Origin of the sequence: Acaryochloris sp. IP29b_bin.137 (genome assembly GCF_028285745.1) — a bacterium.
GTDB lineage: Bacteria > Cyanobacteriota > Cyanobacteriia > Thermosynechococcales > Thermosynechococcaceae > Acaryochloris.
The window spans coordinates 15377-31460 of the sequence record NZ_JANQOP010000296.1 but is presented as its reverse complement, the minus strand read 5'-3'; the positions used below and the strand labels follow the sequence as shown (position 1 = coordinate 31460).

The following is a 16084-nucleotide window of genomic DNA, read 5'->3' as shown; positions in this document are numbered from 1 at the left end:
GTTCTTCCAAATCTTGGCAGAATCTGACCCATCCGGCTGAGAGAGGTCGATAAATAGAGTGGGGTAGTAGTACGTGCCCACCTCATAGCTGGATTCTCTCGGTTTACCGATAGCCTCAACCCTACAGTGCAATGGGTTTACAACTTTTGCCATTGTTCATCTTTCTCCAATCTTGTGTTAGTAATGGCTGGCAAAGGGGGAGAGGTTACCCTCCCCCTTTGCTCTAGAATTCGTCGTAATCCGAATCGGTATAGACCCAATCGCAGTCTTGATCTGGGTCTACACCATGACAGCGTTGGCCATCGTGGGTTTCTTCATAGATTTGGGCAGAGGGCTTGGTGTCTTCAGGTGTTTGCTGGCGAACTTGAAGATCTAAGTCGCGTTCCTCGTTTTCTTGCAATGTCAGTATCATAGATGTACCTCATCTTCGGTGAGTGGAGAGCGCTTTAGTTGTTCAGGCTAGGGGCGCTCTCCTGTTATTTATAAATAAATTATACAATCTTAGCTTGTATAAATCAACAACTTAAAATTGTATTTTTACCCTTATAAGATGGTTTTTGAATACTTGGAGTGCTATTAAAAATACTGATGGCTGTAGAATTACACTTTAGAACAGAGTTCTATAGGTAAAACTTTGATCAAGTGGCATCTCAGAGAAGTGATGGCTAGATATCGAATAAAGGGCGTTGATTTAGCTGAGGAAATGGGAATGAGTACAAACTCGATCAGTAATCTCAGGAAAGCTGACTCATTACCTCGCATTGATGGTCACACCTTAAATTCTCTATGCATGAGCTTAAGGCGATTGTCGCGAGTAGATATCACCCCTACAGATTTAATTGAGTTTATTGTGGATGATGAAGGGGCCGAGACTCGTTAGTACAGTTACCTGCTATGCAACTGGCTTATCATCGGGCCGATACATTTTCATCGAGTAATTTCTGAAAGGCATCGATTGACTCAATTAAGATCGCGTCTTTGAAGAGTGCTTGCAGTTGTTCTGCATCATGCAGTTGAGCAACTTGATCAGTGATTTCGTCGGGAACTGCCCCAAAGCGAACCTCCAAGGCATCAATAATGCTAGATTGCTTGGTTCTTAATGCTGCTCGCCGTTCAACACTAGTGACATACGGCATTTCTCTTTCCTCTTCAAAAGCACTCAACTCATCGTCAAATTGATTCTCCAGCGCTGCTGGTAGAGTCATCACCCAATCAATAAACCGAAAGAGTTCAAGAATGTCTTCTCGATCATAGCCTTGTTCATACAATCCTTTCACTATCTTCAATTTCCACTTTAGGCGGTCCTCCATATCCTCATCTGTAGCTTGAGCCTGTAGATGGGCCACTACGATCACTGAAAAAGGATTGGAACTCTGCTCTAATTCAGATAACTGAGATTCATAATCCAAAAGCTTCACAATTGGAAAATCGAGACTTACCCGACATCCCCAAAGAGAATTGCTATATCCTGCAGGCCGCCAGCTCACTCGCTTGTCTGCCAAAATCGCAAGGGTGACGACGGGGAGATTATAGCGATCCCGAAGCCGATAGTGATACACAAACATTCGCTCTGCGAAGTTAGCCTCATAGGATCCCTGAACTTCCAAATGCAGCAGTACCCAGGTTTCACTTCCATCCTGTCGCCAAACCTTGACCAATTTATCAACTAATCGTCTACCCAGTTCAGCATCCCTGACAACTTGCTGTAATTCCTTGTCTAGAAATTCCCAACCCTGCTCCCAATCAATCTCTGTATGGATTAGAGAAAAAAGGAATTCCAAAGCCTGCGGGAAATAGCGCTCTAGTGCCTCCTTCCAAGGTGAGTCATAGTCAGAGAGGTCAGGCATGGTTATCACCTGTACAGGCAGCAAAATAGCCCCATCACATTATCATCAACTGAAGCAGGCTGAGAGCCCTGCTTCAGTTGATGCCGGAAGCCGTCGCCCCAGCCAACAACTGATTGAGATAAGAATTGAGATAAAACTTATTGAGATAAAGATTGAGGTAGGCCAAAAGCCTTTGCCTAAAAGGAATAAAGAAACTCGCTTGACTCGATTCGTAATCGAGCGGCCGTGCGTTCAAATCGCATCATCGGCTTCCTACATAAACCAAGGTTTTCAACCATCAGGCAAGGCTTTCAGAGGACGTTTCACGAGCAGTCCTCTGTTTTTTATTGGGCCTAGTTGGGTACCATTAGACCTGTTTAAGCCCCCCAGACTTACCTATTTACGGCAAAACTGAGGGTAGCTTTGGGGTGTTAGGAGACTGACATTAACACCCGCCTGGGTCATTGGCAGCTCGTTGTCTGAGTTGAGCTAATGTATATTGCGCTCTGGGAGCAAAATTCTGACATTCTCGGTAGTTTGGATCACTAAACACGCTACCCGGACCGAATAACATGACTGATTCATGTCGTTCGTGGTCATTAAACCAAACTCGTCCTGCAGGTGTGGCTACATAGCCATAAATTTGTTCTTGAATATCAGCCTGTAAGTCATCTACTGAAGGAACCTCAGTATCGGCATCCATCGTATAGGAGCCATGCGTATGGTAAGAGGCAAGGACCGTGAATCCAGGAGGGGGATTATTCGGTTCGCAACTATCGGCTCGTCCCCGTCTGGGGGAAGTCCCCGAGAGCGGTCCACCTGGGTAAAATCCGAAAAACCCACAGTATTCAACACCTTCTCTGATAGAAATGCCCTGAACCATATCTAGGTGATCGGCGGCAACCTCATGCAGTTCTTCCAGCTCACTATTGGTCGGTTGATAGTGTTGAGCTGAGGCGATGGGAGAGGTCAGGACGAAGAGTGTGGTGCCTAATAATCCTGCCAGTTTGGCTCGTCGTTTCGGTTGTTGAGTCATTGTGCTGCTCCTTGTTGGCTTGGAATAGAGCGAAGGTTATATTGGCTTTCCTGATTTGCTTGGTTTAGCAGGTCGGGACTGCCGGGATGGGTATGCTTCGCGATTGAGTCCACTATCCCAAGGTCAAACAGCAGAAAAAATCCCGAAAATTTCAGGTTTATTCAGGAAGTAATTCAGGTGCTATGTTGATGTCTCATTGAAAGTGGTGGTCTGTATGCAGGCCCGGTTATTGTAATTCCTCTAGAAGGCCAAGCGATGTCTTCTGTGTATAGCCAAGGATTGGCCGATTATTCAGCTTGTCCCATTAGGGAAAAGGCGGCCCAATCTCTTGGGTCAGGATGTTGTTCACGGGTTTTGAGCATGGCATGACGCAGAGCCTGGGCTTTATCCGTATTTTGCTGCCAGTGGGTATAGAATTCCGTCATCAGGTTGGCCGTGGGGGCATCTGGCACCGCCCATAGCGAGACAATCAAGCTGGGGGTACCGGAGGCCATTAATGCCCGGGATAAGCCAATCACCCCATCTCCTGTAATAGTGCCAACACCTGTATTACAGGCACTCAGAACGACGAGTTCTGCTTGCAGATCGAGGTTGAGGATTTCTGAAGTCGTGAGGAGGCCATCATTTTGTTGATCCGAAGGCGTGAGTGCGATCGCACCTGGAATACTAAACCCTAAATGTTTCAGTTCCTCCAACAATCCGTGGGTCGCCAGATGAACCACCGGCGCCTTAGATATTCGCTCAGTCACCAATGCCTCTGTCGCGTCCGATCCAGTGAGGGGAGATGTGTTCAGTAAGGAGGCAATTTTGACAGCTTCCTGCTCTGCCCCCGGCAAGGGCACGAGCGGTTCGGCAGGCAGATCCACCCCAGGCGAGATATGAGGCATATCTGGATTGCCGACGACTAAGGCTTTTTGGGGACTCTGCTGTAGCTGCTGTCGTCGTTGTTCCGTATAGTGCAGTAGCTGAATCGACGGAGCCGTCAGCAAGGTATGTCGGGCGATTAAAGGGCCGTCGTCTCCCTCTAGGGCAGGAAAAGGTACCATAAACAACTCACGATGGGGAATAAAAATGACCCGTTCATCGGCATTGTTCGGTAGCAAGTCTGCGATCGGATCAATCAAAACCTGATGGAGTTGACGCAGATGATCAGGAGATTCAGCGACGGGTAGACCATCGAGGGATAGAGACATGACGTCATTTCCTGCCCCGGCCTCCATGGCTTGTCTGGCTTCGGCAACCAATTGAGGAAGCGACCGTTGCGATTGTTCTGATAGTTCCTTGAGGTCAACTTGTCGTAAAGAGACCAACCCATCCGGTGTGATCACCCAAATTAAAAGCTGTTCCGGTAGCAGTGAATATTCGACTAAGGTGGCTTTTTGCGAGCGAGCGATCGTGCGAATTTGATCTAACGTGGGTGGATTGGGTTGCTGAAATTGACTGGACGAGTCAGCCCCAATTCGAGATGCGAGCAACTCCACAAAGGCTCGGGCTCGACCCCGTTCTGCAACTTCTAGGGCTTGGTCGAATTGTTTCTGGGCAATCAGTGCAGTTTGAAGATGAGCATAGGTCATCACCTGGGTTTCAAACAGGGAGACTTTGTTGGCATCGGTCAGGCCAGGACGCAGAGACTCCCAAATCTCAACCGCTTTTGCCAAAGCCGTACTGGCCTGAGCATAATCTTTGGTCTGGAGCCAAGTTTCCCCCATATGGTGGTGAGTGAGGCCCACGCCAGGTTGATGATCAATGGCCTGATGAATCGATAAAGCTTGGCGAAAAACCTGGAGCGCTTGTTTGGCCTGACCCTCCTGGCGGTGGGCGTTACCCAACAGATTAAGGGTCGACGCCATGCCAGCTTGATCCTCAATTTCGGTTGCTACGCCTAAGGCTGACTTTAGTGTTGTCGTGGCTGCATCCGTTTGTCCTAAACCCAACAGGGTGGCCCCTCTGGTTTCCATAATCAGCCGTTCATGGAATCGTTTATTCGGAAAAGCTGGCGGGATGTTATCAAACAGACCTTGAGCTTTATCCAGCGCTTTAAGAGCTTTGTCATGCTCTCCTAATCGGTTAAATAATCGGGCTTGCCATCCGTAAAGCAAGGCTTCTTCCTTGGCATGTTCGTACACGCCACCCCCATCTAAACGGAAGGGGTTTTGATTGCGCAGAGAGACGGATGCTTGTTGCAGCAGCTCTTGAGCTTTTGTGTAAAGGGCTAACCGTTCATAGACCGTCGCCAGACTCGTGAGAGAGACAACGATTCCTGACTCGTCGCTTATCTCTTGCCGTAATTGCAGAGCTTGTTGATAGGTTGCCAATGCTTGGGGATAGTTACCCAACTGCTGATGGATATCGCCTAAACGGTTGAGGGTATCTCCGTATTTGTGGCGATCACTGTTTTGCTGGTAAGTGCTTTGCAAGGCCTGGAAACGTTGTAAGGCTAACCGTAAATTACCCTGTTGATACTGCCGTTCAGCGGCTGCGAATTGATCTTGGGCGTCATCACTAAACAGGCAAACGCTACTAGGGGCAACGGGACAATGTTTTTTCTGGATAGGATTCGATAAGACGTTGAGGGAGGTGAGTTTTTGGAGCGGCGTTAAGCCACTTACATCCTGAATTTGGTTTTGGTCTAAGACTACATAGCTGAGGTTGGGGAGCTGGGCTAAGGGGGTGACATCTTCAATTTGATTTCGACCCGCCAACAGGAAATTCAGATTGGGTAAGTAACTTAAGGGATGAATATCCTTGATTTTGTTGTCTGTCAGGTTCAGGTTGCTCAGATGCGGCAAAGCCTGAAGCGGACTTAAGTCTGTGATGCCCTGGCTCTGTAAATTGAGACCGGGAGAAGCCTGCAACACTTGCTCCGCTTCTTGACAATCCTCCGTTGCGGCAACTTTTAGCAGAGCCAGTACCGTATGTTGCTGCTCAGGTGTAAGTTGAGGCGCATTTTGGCACCAGTCGGTAAAACGATTGGAGTTTGTTGGCGTGGCTGAGGCGGAAAATAGGGGATGCAAAGATAGCCCAACAACCAGCAGGCAAGGCAGTTTCGCCCAATGCGTCCAGCGATAGGATTGATGCATGGATTCGGATCCCCCCATAGTCAATTCAATTATGGTGCCCGATTCTTCTCAGCTTCTTGTATTGCATGGGCAATGTAACTGCGTACGTGGGCCACGACTGTGTGGCGAACGTGATGACAACCCCAAAATTTTAAAAACCATAAATGGGAAGCTGAATCTTCTGGCTAGTTGGCTGCCAAATCCCAGACTATTCGTAAGTTGTAGCCAAACTTACGCTGATTACTGAGTACTGTCTGTGGCAGAAATGGTGAGATGACATAGGGAAGGATGTCTTCCCTTTGGATCAAAGATTCAACGTCACGATTTAGAGAAACCTCACAGTTTTCTAATTCTCGCCTTGGGTTTGACATTGAACTAGATTTTCCCCAACTGTCCTTTGTCGGGTGGATGTTTATGGGTTGGGGCAATAGAGTCTCTGAAAATAGGACTCAGGAAGTTTAGAAATCTTGATTCTTTCTGGACAATGATTGATTTACAGTCAAATCAACCTGCATTACCCCTGACACACTATGCGCGACTTCAATAAGGTTCTTTCTCGTCTGATCGGTTGGGTTTATTTCGTTTGGATGTTGATGACGACTTCTGCGATCGCAACGCCGATTTGGAGCTATGAAGGCGCATCTGATCCGGGACATTGGTCTGAATTGCAGTCCGACTATGCCCTCTGTGCAACGGGGCAGTCCCAGTCGCCGATCAACTTGCGATCGCAAGATCTCAGCAGCGATCACGAAACCTTAAATATGGACTATCACGCCTCTCCATTGGATGAAGTCAATAATGGACGCACGGTAACCGTGAACTATGCTGCCGGGAATACCCTAACCGTGAATCATCAGACCTATGAATTAGTCCAGTTTCATTTCCATGCCCCCAGTGAACATCGGATTAACAATCAATCCAGTGCCATGGAAATGCACCTTGTGCATAAAAATGCAGCGAATGAGTTAGCGGTGCTAGGGGTCATGATTCAGCCAGGGGTTGCGAATCCCTTATTGGATGAAATTTGGGAGAATATGCCCGCCGTAGAAGAAGAGAATGCACCTAATTTAGAGATTGATGTTAGCTCGTTACTGCCTCGCGATCGCAGTTTTTATCACTACCAAGGCTCTCTCACGACTCCCCCTTGTAGTGAGTCCGTGAATTGGGCCATCCTTAACCAGCCCATTCAAGCCTCTCGTCAACAAATTAACCTATTTAAATCGCGGTTTCACCCAAACGCCAGACCCGTGCAGGCTCTTAACAACCGCACCATCCAGTTTTCCAACTCCTTAAGTTAATCGATCATCCCCTGCAGATCCGTTAATCAAGCCTCTAAGCTAACGGAACAGTCAGCCTCATCTTGGTAAGATAAGACGCTTCGCATGGGGGATAAAGCATGATCCAATTGGGGCGAGAGATTACGAGCGACCTCAAAACAGCGGCTGCCCGAGAATGGTTAGTGACCAATGGCATTGGTGGCTATGCAGCGGGGACCGTTGCTGGTCTGTTGACCCGTCGCTATCACGGGTTGCTGATCGCCGCCTTAACCCCACCCCTAGAGCGAACCCTTCTCCTCACCCAATTAGAAGAAACGGTTCTCTATAACGGTGACGTATTTGACCTTGCCACGACCCAATGGGCAGATGGTAGCGTCAAGCCCCAAGGCTATCGCTTTATCGAGCAGTTTAAGTTAGAAGGATCCGTGCCTTGCTGGCACTATGCCTGCGCAGATGCACTGTTGGAAAAGCGCGTGTGGATGCAACAGGGTGAAAACACGACCTATGTGTACTATCAACTCAGCCGGGGCAGTAGCCCTGTGGCTCTCTCGATCAAAGCTCTGATCAATTATCGCGATCACCATAGCCAAACCCACACCAGCCAATGGCAAATGCAGACTCAGTCTGTTGCCCAGGGAACTCAAATTTTGGCAACGGATACAGCGACCCCCTTTTATTTGCGGGTTAGTCAGGGGGGGCTCGTGACGCAACATCACTGGTATCAGGGATTTGCATTGGACCTTGAACACTATCGGGGTCTGGATGATCAGGATAATCATCTTCATATTTCGACCTTAGAAGTCGTCCTGACTCCTGGCGATAGTCTAACCGTGGTTGCGAGCACCCAACCCCACGCGAGTTTAGATGGTGCAACAGCGCTGCTAGAACGCCGTTTTTACGAAGAAACGATTCGGGGAGAGCTGCAGACGATGTTGATCTCCCCTCCCTTACCGTCATGGATTGAGCAGTTAGCGTTCGCTGCCGACCAATTTATTGTTGATCGCCCCCTTGCCGAAGCCCCAGAGGGCAAAACTGTGATTGCGGGTTACCCTTGGTTTGGCGATTGGGGACGAGACACCATGATTAGCCTGCCAGGTCTCACCCTATCGACGGGGAGACCCCGGATCGCCAAAACCATTATGCGCACGTTTGCTCGATATCTCGATCAAGGCATGCTGCCCAACGTCTTTCCCGAGGTGGGCAAGCTACCCGAGTACAATACCGTCGATGCAATTCTCTGGTACTTCGAAGCAATTCGCCTCTACATTGCAACTACAGAAGACATGGACATGCTACAAGAGCTATTTCCGACCTTGGTGCAGGTTATTGATTGGCATCGGCAAGGCACCCGCTATCACATCCATGTGGAGGAAGATGGGCTGCTCTATGCAGGCGAAGCAGGCGCCCAACTGACCTGGATGGATGCCAAAATCGGGGACTGGGTGGTTACGCCTAGAACGGGTAAACCGATTGAAGTCAATGCCCTCTGGTACAACGCTCTGCGAACGATGGAACGCTTTGCTCAGCAGCTCGGTCAACCTCAGCAAATCTATCGAGAAATGGCTCAACTGATGTTGGAGGGGTTCCAGCGATTTTGGCAGCCCACCCGGGGATACTGTGCCGACGTCCTAGATGGTCCTAAGGGCGATGACCTCACCCTACGCCCCAATCAAATCTTTGCCGTATCATTGCCTTTGGTGGCAGGCGCAACCGATGCCCCCGCGTTATTAACAACCGAGCAGCAAAAGGCAGTGGTGGAGACCTGTAGCCGATATTTGCTAACGTCTCATGGGTTGCGATCGCTGTCTCCAGACGAACCGCAATATAAAGGCACCTACGGTGGTGATCAGGTGAAACGAGATAGCCGATACCATCAAGGAACCGTTTGGGGTTGGCTACTAGGCCCTTATGTACAGGCGCATTACTGCGTCTATAAGGACTCTGAAGCGGCTCTAGCGTTGCTCAACCCCATTGCTAATCACCTCCAGACCCACGGGCTGGGCAGTATAAGCGAGATTTTCGATGGCGATCCGCCGTTTTATCCCCGAGGTTGTTTTGCCCAAGCTTGGTCTGTCGCGGAAGTTCTCAGGGCTTGGATGGATATTTCCCAGCATCAAACCGGACCTTAGCTAGCCAGTAATTGCTGAGGCTCTAACCAAAAAATCTTGCCAAACCCGCCAATAAATCGAATCCTTACAGGGGTAATCTCATACAGCTGAAAGCCATGGGTGTTCTGATAACCCTCTGCTTCTGGAAACCGCTGAAAATATCGCTGGTATTTGGCGTCATTCTCAGCACCCGTCGTTTCCAAAGGCGTTGCCCGCCCTAAAATACTGGCTCTTCCATGCTTTTGTGGATCCTCCGTTCCATCTTGTAAATTCTCCAAGACGATCAGAGAGACTCGATTATCTTTTGTAATGTTTTTGGTGTGCTGGGCTAGATTGCTAATAAATATCAGGGGATTGTAGTTTTCTGTCAGGCTGTAGGGAGTAACGGAACCAAAGGGAAATCCTTCCACATCCACTGACATTGTCGAGAGGACCCCGAAATTTTGTTGCTCGATTAGTTTTTTTACTGCTTTTGCTTCTGAGGACATAAGAATAGCTCCCTACCGTTGTGTGCCAACCTTCATCTTAGGCACAAAAGGGGTAAGGGAGGATGGGAAGAGTGTGCCTTCTTTTGAGAAGTATTCTTAACTAGCATCAGACTAACGCCCAGGCTAAAAATCGTTCCGTATAGTAAAGGGCAAATTGGTTGCTGACCCCGCTAAAAATGGCATCAAAGGCATGTTCTGCCCAGGGAATTTCAATCATGACAGCCGTATTGCCCGCTGCTTTTAGTTTTTGATGCATGCGTCGGCCAAATTTGATCTGTACCAAGTGATCCTGCCCTCCATACACCAACAGCGAAGGCGGCAGATCGGGTTGAACAGCGTGAATCGGTGAAGCCTGCTTATACTTTTCGGGGAACTGTCTTGGATCACCGCCAATAAATGCTTCCAATACGGCTTTAACATCGATGGGATCTGGGGACGGGGGATCGTCATAGCCATTGGCTAAATCAACCGGGCTGTAGTAGCTCACCACAGCCTGAATCGGAAAATCACCTTGCTCATAGGCAGCCAACATTGCCAAATGTCCTCCAGCCGACCGTCCTAACAATGCCACGCGATTGAGATCGGTGTCATAATCCCCTGCATGCGCTTGCATAAAACGAAGCGCTGAGCGCACATCTTCAAGTTGGGCGGGGAATTGATAGGAGGGGGCATGACGATAGGAAATAGCCCACACGACATACCCCCGAGCCGCAAGATACTGACTGAACTGATCGTTATGGTCTGGACTCCCCCGCTGCCAAGCACCACCGTAAATAACGACAACAGCTGGATAAGTCCCCTTCTGAAGCGGGCGATAGAGATTGAGGGTGAGCGGTTGTCCGTCGGGTTGGGCAAAGGGAATCCCTAGATCTTGGCGAATTTTTCCCAAGGGAATTTGACGGATGCAGTCAAGGATATTGAAGGGATGGGGACGTAATTGGGCGTGCTGGATGGGGGATAGATGGGCGAGATAGCTGCTGCCGAGGGTGGCATTCATAACAGTATTCGCCTGCTGAATGGCCTTGGGGAGCTGAAGTAACGGCAAACTACTTAAGGTCACACCCAGTAATCCTCCAATCATCATGATCCGAAATGCTGTTCTGTGGCTGTGGTAGAGCACGGTGAGCAAGAGTGCGATCGCATGCAGAACCATCAACCCTGGACTAATTTCCGGTGCCCCAACGCCCAACGGTAGTACGGAAAAAGTGGGAGCTGGCACCACAATCCAGAGACTTAAAAAGAGTCCGATCCCAATGATAAGTTGCAGCAATCGATAGTACATCGGTAATTCAGGTGAATCAATGATGGATAAAGTCAGTCGCCATATATCCAGAACACTTGCTTCGCGGCAGAAGGACTATAAACGAGATCAGCCAGCACGGCACAATGCGACTTATCTCACCAGACCATCAGCATATCGAGTCCAAGATCAAAAGCGTTAGGTAGGCAACAATCCCGAGGGTAGGGTTAATCCATCCATATCTTGGAAAAAAGAAGAGAGCTGAGCGGCAATACTCGCCACGCCTCCAACGACATTAGACTCTATGTTTAGGGGTAAGACTGGATCATGGAGCGACAACCGCAGCAAGAACCAGCCCTGCTCTGAGGGTGCGTTACAGGCAATCCGAATGCCTTCATAGTTATTCGGAACGATTTGCCAATCCGAGTGTTGAGCCGCAAAAGTCTCTAACTGGGAAATAACTGACTGACCGTGCGCTTTGAAATCATCTGCCTGAATTTTGATGCGATATTCTTCACTTTCCTGTGGCTCTTTTAAGTTAGCAATCAAGTCTGTGATATTGCGGCCTGCCCGCTTTGCCTTCGCCAGTTCGACCAATAGCTTACTAATCAAATAGGCCCCATCATCCAGGAAGTAGTTTTCCTTCATCGCCCCGTGACCAGAAGTTTCAATCGCCAGCCAGGATTCTTGCCCCGCTTGGTTGAGGCGAATAGACTCATTGATCACATTTTTATAGCCCCGCTTAAACCGATGATGCACCCCTGCCAATTCGTCTTCAATAAATTGGGTGAGGCCATCGGACGTGATCGAGTCCGTAACAATCGTAGACCCCGGATGTTCTCGCAAAACCACCGCAGCAATCAAAGCAATCAACCGATTGCGATTGAGATCTTGTCCTAGATGATCGACAGCAGCAGCGCGATCGACGTCTGTATCGAAGATAATGCCGAAGTCGGCCTGTTGTTCAATCACAGCTTGGCAAATGGCTGCCATTGCTGCTCTATTTTCTGGATTGGGAATGTGGTTCGGGAATGTGCCATCTGGGTCTAGAAACTGGCTACCCGTAGTATCGGCCCCCAAAGGCTTCAAAACTTGCTCAGCGTAAAAGCCCCCAGCACCATTGCCCGCATCGACCACAATATGAAGCCCTTGTAAGGGCCGCTCATAGTGGTCTGGATGGTTAACAGCGGCACGAATTTGACGGACGAGTTCCGCAGCATAGACCGCAATAAAGTCATACTCGGTGACTTGGCCACCCTCTCCAGCTACTTCAAACGGATGCTCCGCCGCGAAATTGAGGATTTGGCTGATATCAGCTTTGCCTAAGCCCCCTTGAGCGGTGAAAAATTTGAGGCCATTGCGATTAAAAGGGAGATGGCTGGCAGTCAGCATAATCGCCCCGTCACAGTTAAATCCGTCGGTTACCGTACTTTTAAACATGGCTGGGGTGGAGGCTAACCCAAAGTGGTAGCCGTTACTTCCCATTTGAGTAATTCCAGCCAGAACAGCGTCCATTAAGGTGGGGCCAGAAATGCGACTATCTCGACCCACCGCAACGGTTAACTCACCGGCAGATTGATGGAGGGTCTGGGAAAGCCAATGCACAAAAGCCATCCCTAAAATCTTGGCGATCTCCGAGGTGAGGTTGACTGCCTCCCCTTCAACCCCCTCTAGCGCAACGCCTCGAATATCTGAACCATTTTGGAGTTGAGGCCAACGAACTGCTGCCAGGGTCATATGCGATCGCAATTTCAGTACAACATACCCCCCATCATGACCTGAGAAATTTATCTCTCGTCAAATGTACAGCTTTGATTAATAGTCCTGACTTCACGATTTTCAGCAGCACAGCAGGGGCAGATTTGTTTTGGAATTTTTCAGTTTTCGTAAGCTGAGATCTTTCACCAGTTCAAGCTGGACGGCCCCCCTTTTCACCCTGGGATTGCCATTGAATCATCCCTTGCTTACCCAATTAACAGGGCATGAATGGGTGACAAAATAAGACTGGCCAACGTCACTACTAATGCACCAATAGCAATCCCCAAATGGTAAAGACGTTGCGGTTGGGTGGGGTTAAATCCAGGCATTAGACCCATAAGATACCCCCCTACAAATCCACCTACATGTCCCCAGTGATCCACCCTGCCCACAAAGGCCGATAGCACAAACGAGATAATCGTCAAAGTAAGGGCTTGCCGCAAAACTTGGCGCTGATTCGCTAACTGTCCATAGATAACCAGCGCCCCCAGTAGACCAAACACACCGCCAGAAGCGCCAACACTGAAGCTTGCCCCGCTAAACGACCTAGGCAAAGTGATCCAATATTGGGCAATAGAGCTAGTCAAGAGGGAACTGGTCACAGTTGTAACGGTATAGATGCTGACTAACCGTCCCGCACCATACCCCCTGGCCACCATGGGAGAAAGATAGTTTAACCAGGCCATATTAAAGCCTAGATGCCAAAGACCGCCATGTAACCAGCCCGAACTGAGTACCGTCCACCAGCGACCCCACTGAAATATCGGAACGGCACCGGTGGAGCCAAAGACCAATAAACTATAGGAACTCGGCATTAATAGGCGCATCACGCCTGCAGACTGAACACCCGGCAGATCAAACAATAGTGTGATCAGATAGAGCAGAATACACCCGATGAGGACAATTTTGATAAAACCAAAATCGGCTCCGAGTCTTCGAAGAGGACGCGCATATCCCCACAAGCCTGGATTAGCCTGACCACATTGTGGACAGTTTTTTTGTTCAATGGATACCAGTTTCTGACAGGAGAAACAGACAACCGAACCTGATGTCTGGCGTTTCGGCAGCTTAAAGGGCATAGGCTACGGCATGGCTAAAGGTTAAACCCAGGATGGACCAAAGACTACAAAAAATGCTGTTCTCGGCGATGGATGGCGGTTAGCACCGCTTGATAGTGACTACCCACCAATCAACAGAATGAATTGTCAACAAGTCCGTCTAATCATTTTTTTAACCCAGTCTGAGTTTGGTATCAGCTTAACCCTTTATCCCTGAGGAGGCAGAGATCGGCATTTCTTCATAAAAGCATGTCAAATGTAGGTTTTGCTCGAACTAACGTTAACCCAAATTCCCACTGTGCTCATCCGCAAATCTCATGCATCCGTTTGTTGAGGTGAGGATGATGGCTGAAAGGAGTAGCAATATGAGCCAACGACGGGTGGAGAGGAATACCCAATGCAGGTAGAGAACGGAGAGCCAATACCCCAAGAAGTTGAGCCACTGCCATCCCATCGGCGTTGATGCAAAGGTTAAACCAAACAAATTATGTAGCAGGTTTTGCGGGAGTACAAACCAGCCAAAAAGGAGACAAAGTGGCAATGTTTGCAAAAAAATTATGGGGTTGTAAAGCAGTTCTCTGCCCAACCCAAGGCTATAGGCCAATACCCAAAGACCGATAAGCCACTTCCTGGGGTGTAGTTTAAGGGTGGACGCTAGAAAATTCATGTTTTTTTGGCACGATCAATGCACAAATCGTGACGATGCGATTACGGTTCAAACCCTCATAAAAATGGCTTTAGCCTCGCAGAAAAAAAAACTCAACGGATTGGCAAATCACCGATACCTAGATTGAGTCGCTAGCTCCATTCAATCGTATCAATACTGTCTAAGAGTGTCTTACCAAAATAAGCAGGGGTTTGAAATCCAGATCTTGTATTACCATTTAACACTCTTGTTGTGATTGCTGTGAGGCAAAGCGCAGAAAATAGATAGGCTTCTGGGCCTTTCAAAGACACTGATTTCTGCTCAGTTGCATTTTTGACCTGCGCCATAACATAGGTACTACCTCGCTGCAATTGCTTCTCAGAAGGACCTTCTGGCAAGAACTGAAGGAGCAAGTTGCGTAGCCACAGGAATTTGCCTTGCATCATTTGGACAATGAAGTCTGGAAAGACTGAATAGGTCTGAATATTCTGGATACCAGTAGATAAGCCGGCTGTAAACAGATCTGCCCGCCAAGGGTTGTATACTCCAGTAAACATCTTGCCCGCGACCATAAATTCATGGTTTGACTCCGCTGGAGATGCGATCTCAAACTCATCATTCACTCGCCGCACGCCAGGCTGGTCAATGGTTTGCAGCACAGTTTTCAACGTACCACGCGAGACCCCTCCCTCTGTAGCATAGGCAATGGTCAAGGATGAGGCATCTGGTAGTAGCGCTTTGGCCATCGAGGCGGCGATATCTGTGGGGACGATACCAAACCCTGCCCCAGGCATCAGCATGATTCCAGATTGTTTTGCTTCCTGATCAAACGCATAGACAGACAGCATTTCATTTACTTCGCCAGCAATATCAAGGTAGTGGCACTGAGCAGCCAAACACCCTTTAATCAGGGATTTTTGGGTTTGCTGAAAAGGACCTGCAAGATTAATGACTAGGTGAATATCCGATAAATGACGCTCAATTTCAGACGGGTGGTCTAAGCGGAAGACCCGTGCAGGGCAATTGATTGTCTGTGCTATTGCTTGAACAGAGTTGCTACGACCGGCCAAGATCGGATGGATATCTTGATCTTGCAATTGCCGAGCACATAGCTTGCCCATATATCCAGTTGCACCATAGATCAGAACATTAGACATCTTCAATCCGCTCCTTCAACAAGCGATTGTGCTGGATAAAGGCCTGCTCCATGGTCTGAAGTGTAGCGTTACGAATAAACCAGCTTCCAAGGCCACGAAAGTATTCGCCGTGCAATAGCCGAGTTGAAGCCTCCCCTAGTTCTTCTAGTTGATAGTAATGTTCTCCAGATAATAACCAAGAAGCACCTTGCACACCGACCCAGATCAATGCTTCATTCTCTTGAACCCTTGTGAGGGTAGCGTTGAAAGAACGGTTCAAGGGGTTGATCCACATCTGAATCTGTCCACTGGCATAGATATCCCCTTGTAACCATCCCACTAGGGGATTCCAGGTTGGATAGGCAGAAAAATCAGTGAGTACATTCCACACCCGATCAACTGGGGCGTCAACGACAATTTCAGTGTGGTACTGTCTCATGACCTCAAGGAGT

Annotated in this window: 14 protein-coding genes; 3 read left to right on the top strand and 11 right to left on the bottom strand. The window is 48.7% G+C overall.

What is annotated here, in order from left to right; genetic code table 11:
• Nucleotides 1-223: 223 nt before the first annotated feature.
• Nucleotides 224-412: a hypothetical protein gene (locus Q0991_RS20715; protein ID WP_299492118.1), complete on the bottom strand. Its 189-nt coding sequence runs from the start codon at nucleotides 410-412 to the stop codon at nucleotides 224-226.
• Nucleotides 413-658: 246 nt separating this feature from the next.
• Here Q0991_RS20715 and Q0991_RS20710 point away from each other — a divergent pair, with 246 nt between their 5' ends.
• The gene (locus Q0991_RS20710) at nucleotides 659-880 is read left to right on the top strand and encodes a helix-turn-helix transcriptional regulator (protein ID WP_299492123.1); all 222 of its coding nucleotides are present in this window, start codon (nucleotides 659-661) and stop codon (nucleotides 878-880) included.
• A gap of 28 nt (nucleotides 881-908) precedes the next feature.
• Here Q0991_RS20710 and Q0991_RS20705 read toward each other — a convergent pair whose 3' ends face one another.
• The 4 genes from Q0991_RS20705 to Q0991_RS20690 all read right to left on the bottom strand — a co-directional run bounded on the left by Q0991_RS20705 (nucleotide 909) and on the right by Q0991_RS20690 (nucleotide 5942).
• Nucleotides 909-1847, bottom strand: a complete 939-nt coding sequence (locus Q0991_RS20705; protein ID WP_299492116.1) for a transposase — start codon at nucleotides 1845-1847, stop codon at nucleotides 909-911.
• Between the two features lie 73 nt (nucleotides 1848-1920).
• Nucleotides 1921-2082, bottom strand: coding sequence for a hypothetical protein (locus Q0991_RS20700; RefSeq protein ID WP_299492114.1), 162 nt, complete (start codon nucleotides 2080-2082; stop codon nucleotides 1921-1923).
• A 189-nt stretch (nucleotides 2083-2271) separates the two neighbouring features.
• Complete coding sequence (locus tag Q0991_RS20695) at nucleotides 2272-2862, bottom strand: DUF4329 domain-containing protein (protein ID WP_299492112.1); 591 nt, start codon at nucleotides 2860-2862, stop codon at nucleotides 2272-2274.
• A 287-nt stretch (nucleotides 2863-3149) separates the two neighbouring features.
• On the bottom strand, nucleotides 3150-5942 hold the full coding sequence (locus tag Q0991_RS20690; protein WP_299492110.1) for a leucine-rich repeat protein: 2793 nt from the start codon (nucleotides 5940-5942) through the stop codon (nucleotides 3150-3152).
• 509 nt (nucleotides 5943-6451) lie between these two features.
• Between Q0991_RS20690 and Q0991_RS20685 the strand changes: the two genes are divergently transcribed.
• Both Q0991_RS20685 and Q0991_RS20680 read left to right on the top strand, forming a co-directional pair.
• Nucleotides 6452-7219 (top strand): carbonic anhydrase family protein, encoded by a 768-nt coding sequence (locus tag Q0991_RS20685; RefSeq protein WP_299492108.1) that lies wholly within the window; start codon nucleotides 6452-6454, stop codon nucleotides 7217-7219.
• A gap of 98 nt (nucleotides 7220-7317) precedes the next feature.
• Entirely contained in the window at nucleotides 7318-9327 is a 2010-nt protein-coding gene (locus Q0991_RS20680; protein WP_299492106.1) for an amylo-alpha-1,6-glucosidase, read from the top strand.
• On the opposite strand, the gene Q0991_RS20675 is transcribed toward Q0991_RS20680, so the two are convergent.
• From Q0991_RS20675 to Q0991_RS20650, 6 genes are all read right to left on the bottom strand, one after another.
• Nucleotides 9324-9794 carry a pyridoxamine 5'-phosphate oxidase family protein gene (locus Q0991_RS20675; RefSeq protein ID WP_299492103.1) on the bottom strand — a complete coding sequence of 157 codons (471 nt, stop codon included), beginning with the start codon at nucleotides 9792-9794 and terminating at the stop codon, nucleotides 9324-9326. The genes Q0991_RS20680 and Q0991_RS20675 overlap by 4 nt on opposite strands.
• Before the next feature lie 106 nt (nucleotides 9795-9900).
• Complete coding sequence (locus tag Q0991_RS20670) at nucleotides 9901-11013, bottom strand: alpha/beta hydrolase (RefSeq protein ID WP_299492101.1); 1113 nt, start codon at nucleotides 11011-11013, stop codon at nucleotides 9901-9903.
• A gap of 219 nt (nucleotides 11014-11232) precedes the next feature.
• The gene (locus Q0991_RS20665) at nucleotides 11233-12771 is read right to left on the bottom strand and encodes a phosphomannomutase/phosphoglucomutase (protein ID WP_299492099.1); all 1539 of its coding nucleotides are present in this window, start codon (nucleotides 12769-12771) and stop codon (nucleotides 11233-11235) included.
• Nucleotides 12772-12998: 227 nt separating this feature from the next.
• Nucleotides 12999-13871: a rhomboid family intramembrane serine protease gene (locus Q0991_RS20660; RefSeq protein ID WP_299492097.1), complete on the bottom strand. Its 873-nt coding sequence runs from the start codon at nucleotides 13869-13871 to the stop codon at nucleotides 12999-13001.
• Nucleotides 13872-14648: 777 nt separating this feature from the next.
• Complete coding sequence (locus tag Q0991_RS20655; RefSeq protein WP_299492095.1) at nucleotides 14649-15653, bottom strand: saccharopine dehydrogenase NADP-binding domain-containing protein; 1005 nt, start codon at nucleotides 15651-15653, stop codon at nucleotides 14649-14651.
• Nucleotides 15646-16071 (bottom strand): SRPBCC domain-containing protein, encoded by a 426-nt coding sequence (locus Q0991_RS20650; protein WP_299492093.1) that lies wholly within the window; start codon nucleotides 16069-16071, stop codon nucleotides 15646-15648. Before Q0991_RS20650 ends, Q0991_RS20655 begins: the two co-directional genes overlap by 8 nt.
• Nucleotides 16072-16084 lie beyond the last annotated feature (13 nt).

What these genes read in the sequence shown, in the direction of transcription:
- Q0991_RS20675 (WP_299492103.1), bottom strand. Translation starts at nt 9,794, where the DNA reads ATGTCCTCAGAAGCAAAAGCAGTAAAAAAACTAATCGAGCAACAAAAT.
- Q0991_RS20650 (WP_299492093.1), bottom strand. Translation starts at nt 16,071, where the DNA reads ATGAGACAGTACCACACTGAAATTGTCGTTGACGCCCCAGTTGATCGG.
- Q0991_RS20690 (WP_299492110.1), bottom strand. Translation starts at nt 5,942, where the DNA reads ATGCATCAATCCTATCGCTGGACGCATTGGGCGAAACTGCCTTGCCTG.
- Q0991_RS20665 (WP_299492099.1), bottom strand. Translation starts at nt 12,771, where the DNA reads ATGACCCTGGCAGCAGTTCGTTGGCCTCAACTCCAAAATGGTTCAGAT.
- Q0991_RS20685 (WP_299492108.1), top strand. Translation starts at nt 6,452, where the DNA reads ATGCGCGACTTCAATAAGGTTCTTTCTCGTCTGATCGGTTGGGTTTAT.
- Q0991_RS20695 (WP_299492112.1), bottom strand. Translation starts at nt 2,862, where the DNA reads ATGACTCAACAACCGAAACGACGAGCCAAACTGGCAGGATTATTAGGC.
- Q0991_RS20660 (WP_299492097.1), bottom strand. Translation starts at nt 13,871, where the DNA reads ATGCCCTTTAAGCTGCCGAAACGCCAGACATCAGGTTCGGTTGTCTGT.
- Q0991_RS20655 (WP_299492095.1), bottom strand. Translation starts at nt 15,653, where the DNA reads ATGTCTAATGTTCTGATCTATGGTGCAACTGGATATATGGGCAAGCTA.
- Q0991_RS20715 (WP_299492118.1), bottom strand. Translation starts at nt 412, where the DNA reads ATGATACTGACATTGCAAGAAAACGAGGAACGCGACTTAGATCTTCAA.
- Q0991_RS20705 (WP_299492116.1), bottom strand. Translation starts at nt 1,847, where the DNA reads ATGCCTGACCTCTCTGACTATGACTCACCTTGGAAGGAGGCACTAGAG.
- Q0991_RS20680 (WP_299492106.1), top strand. Translation starts at nt 7,318, where the DNA reads ATGATCCAATTGGGGCGAGAGATTACGAGCGACCTCAAAACAGCGGCT.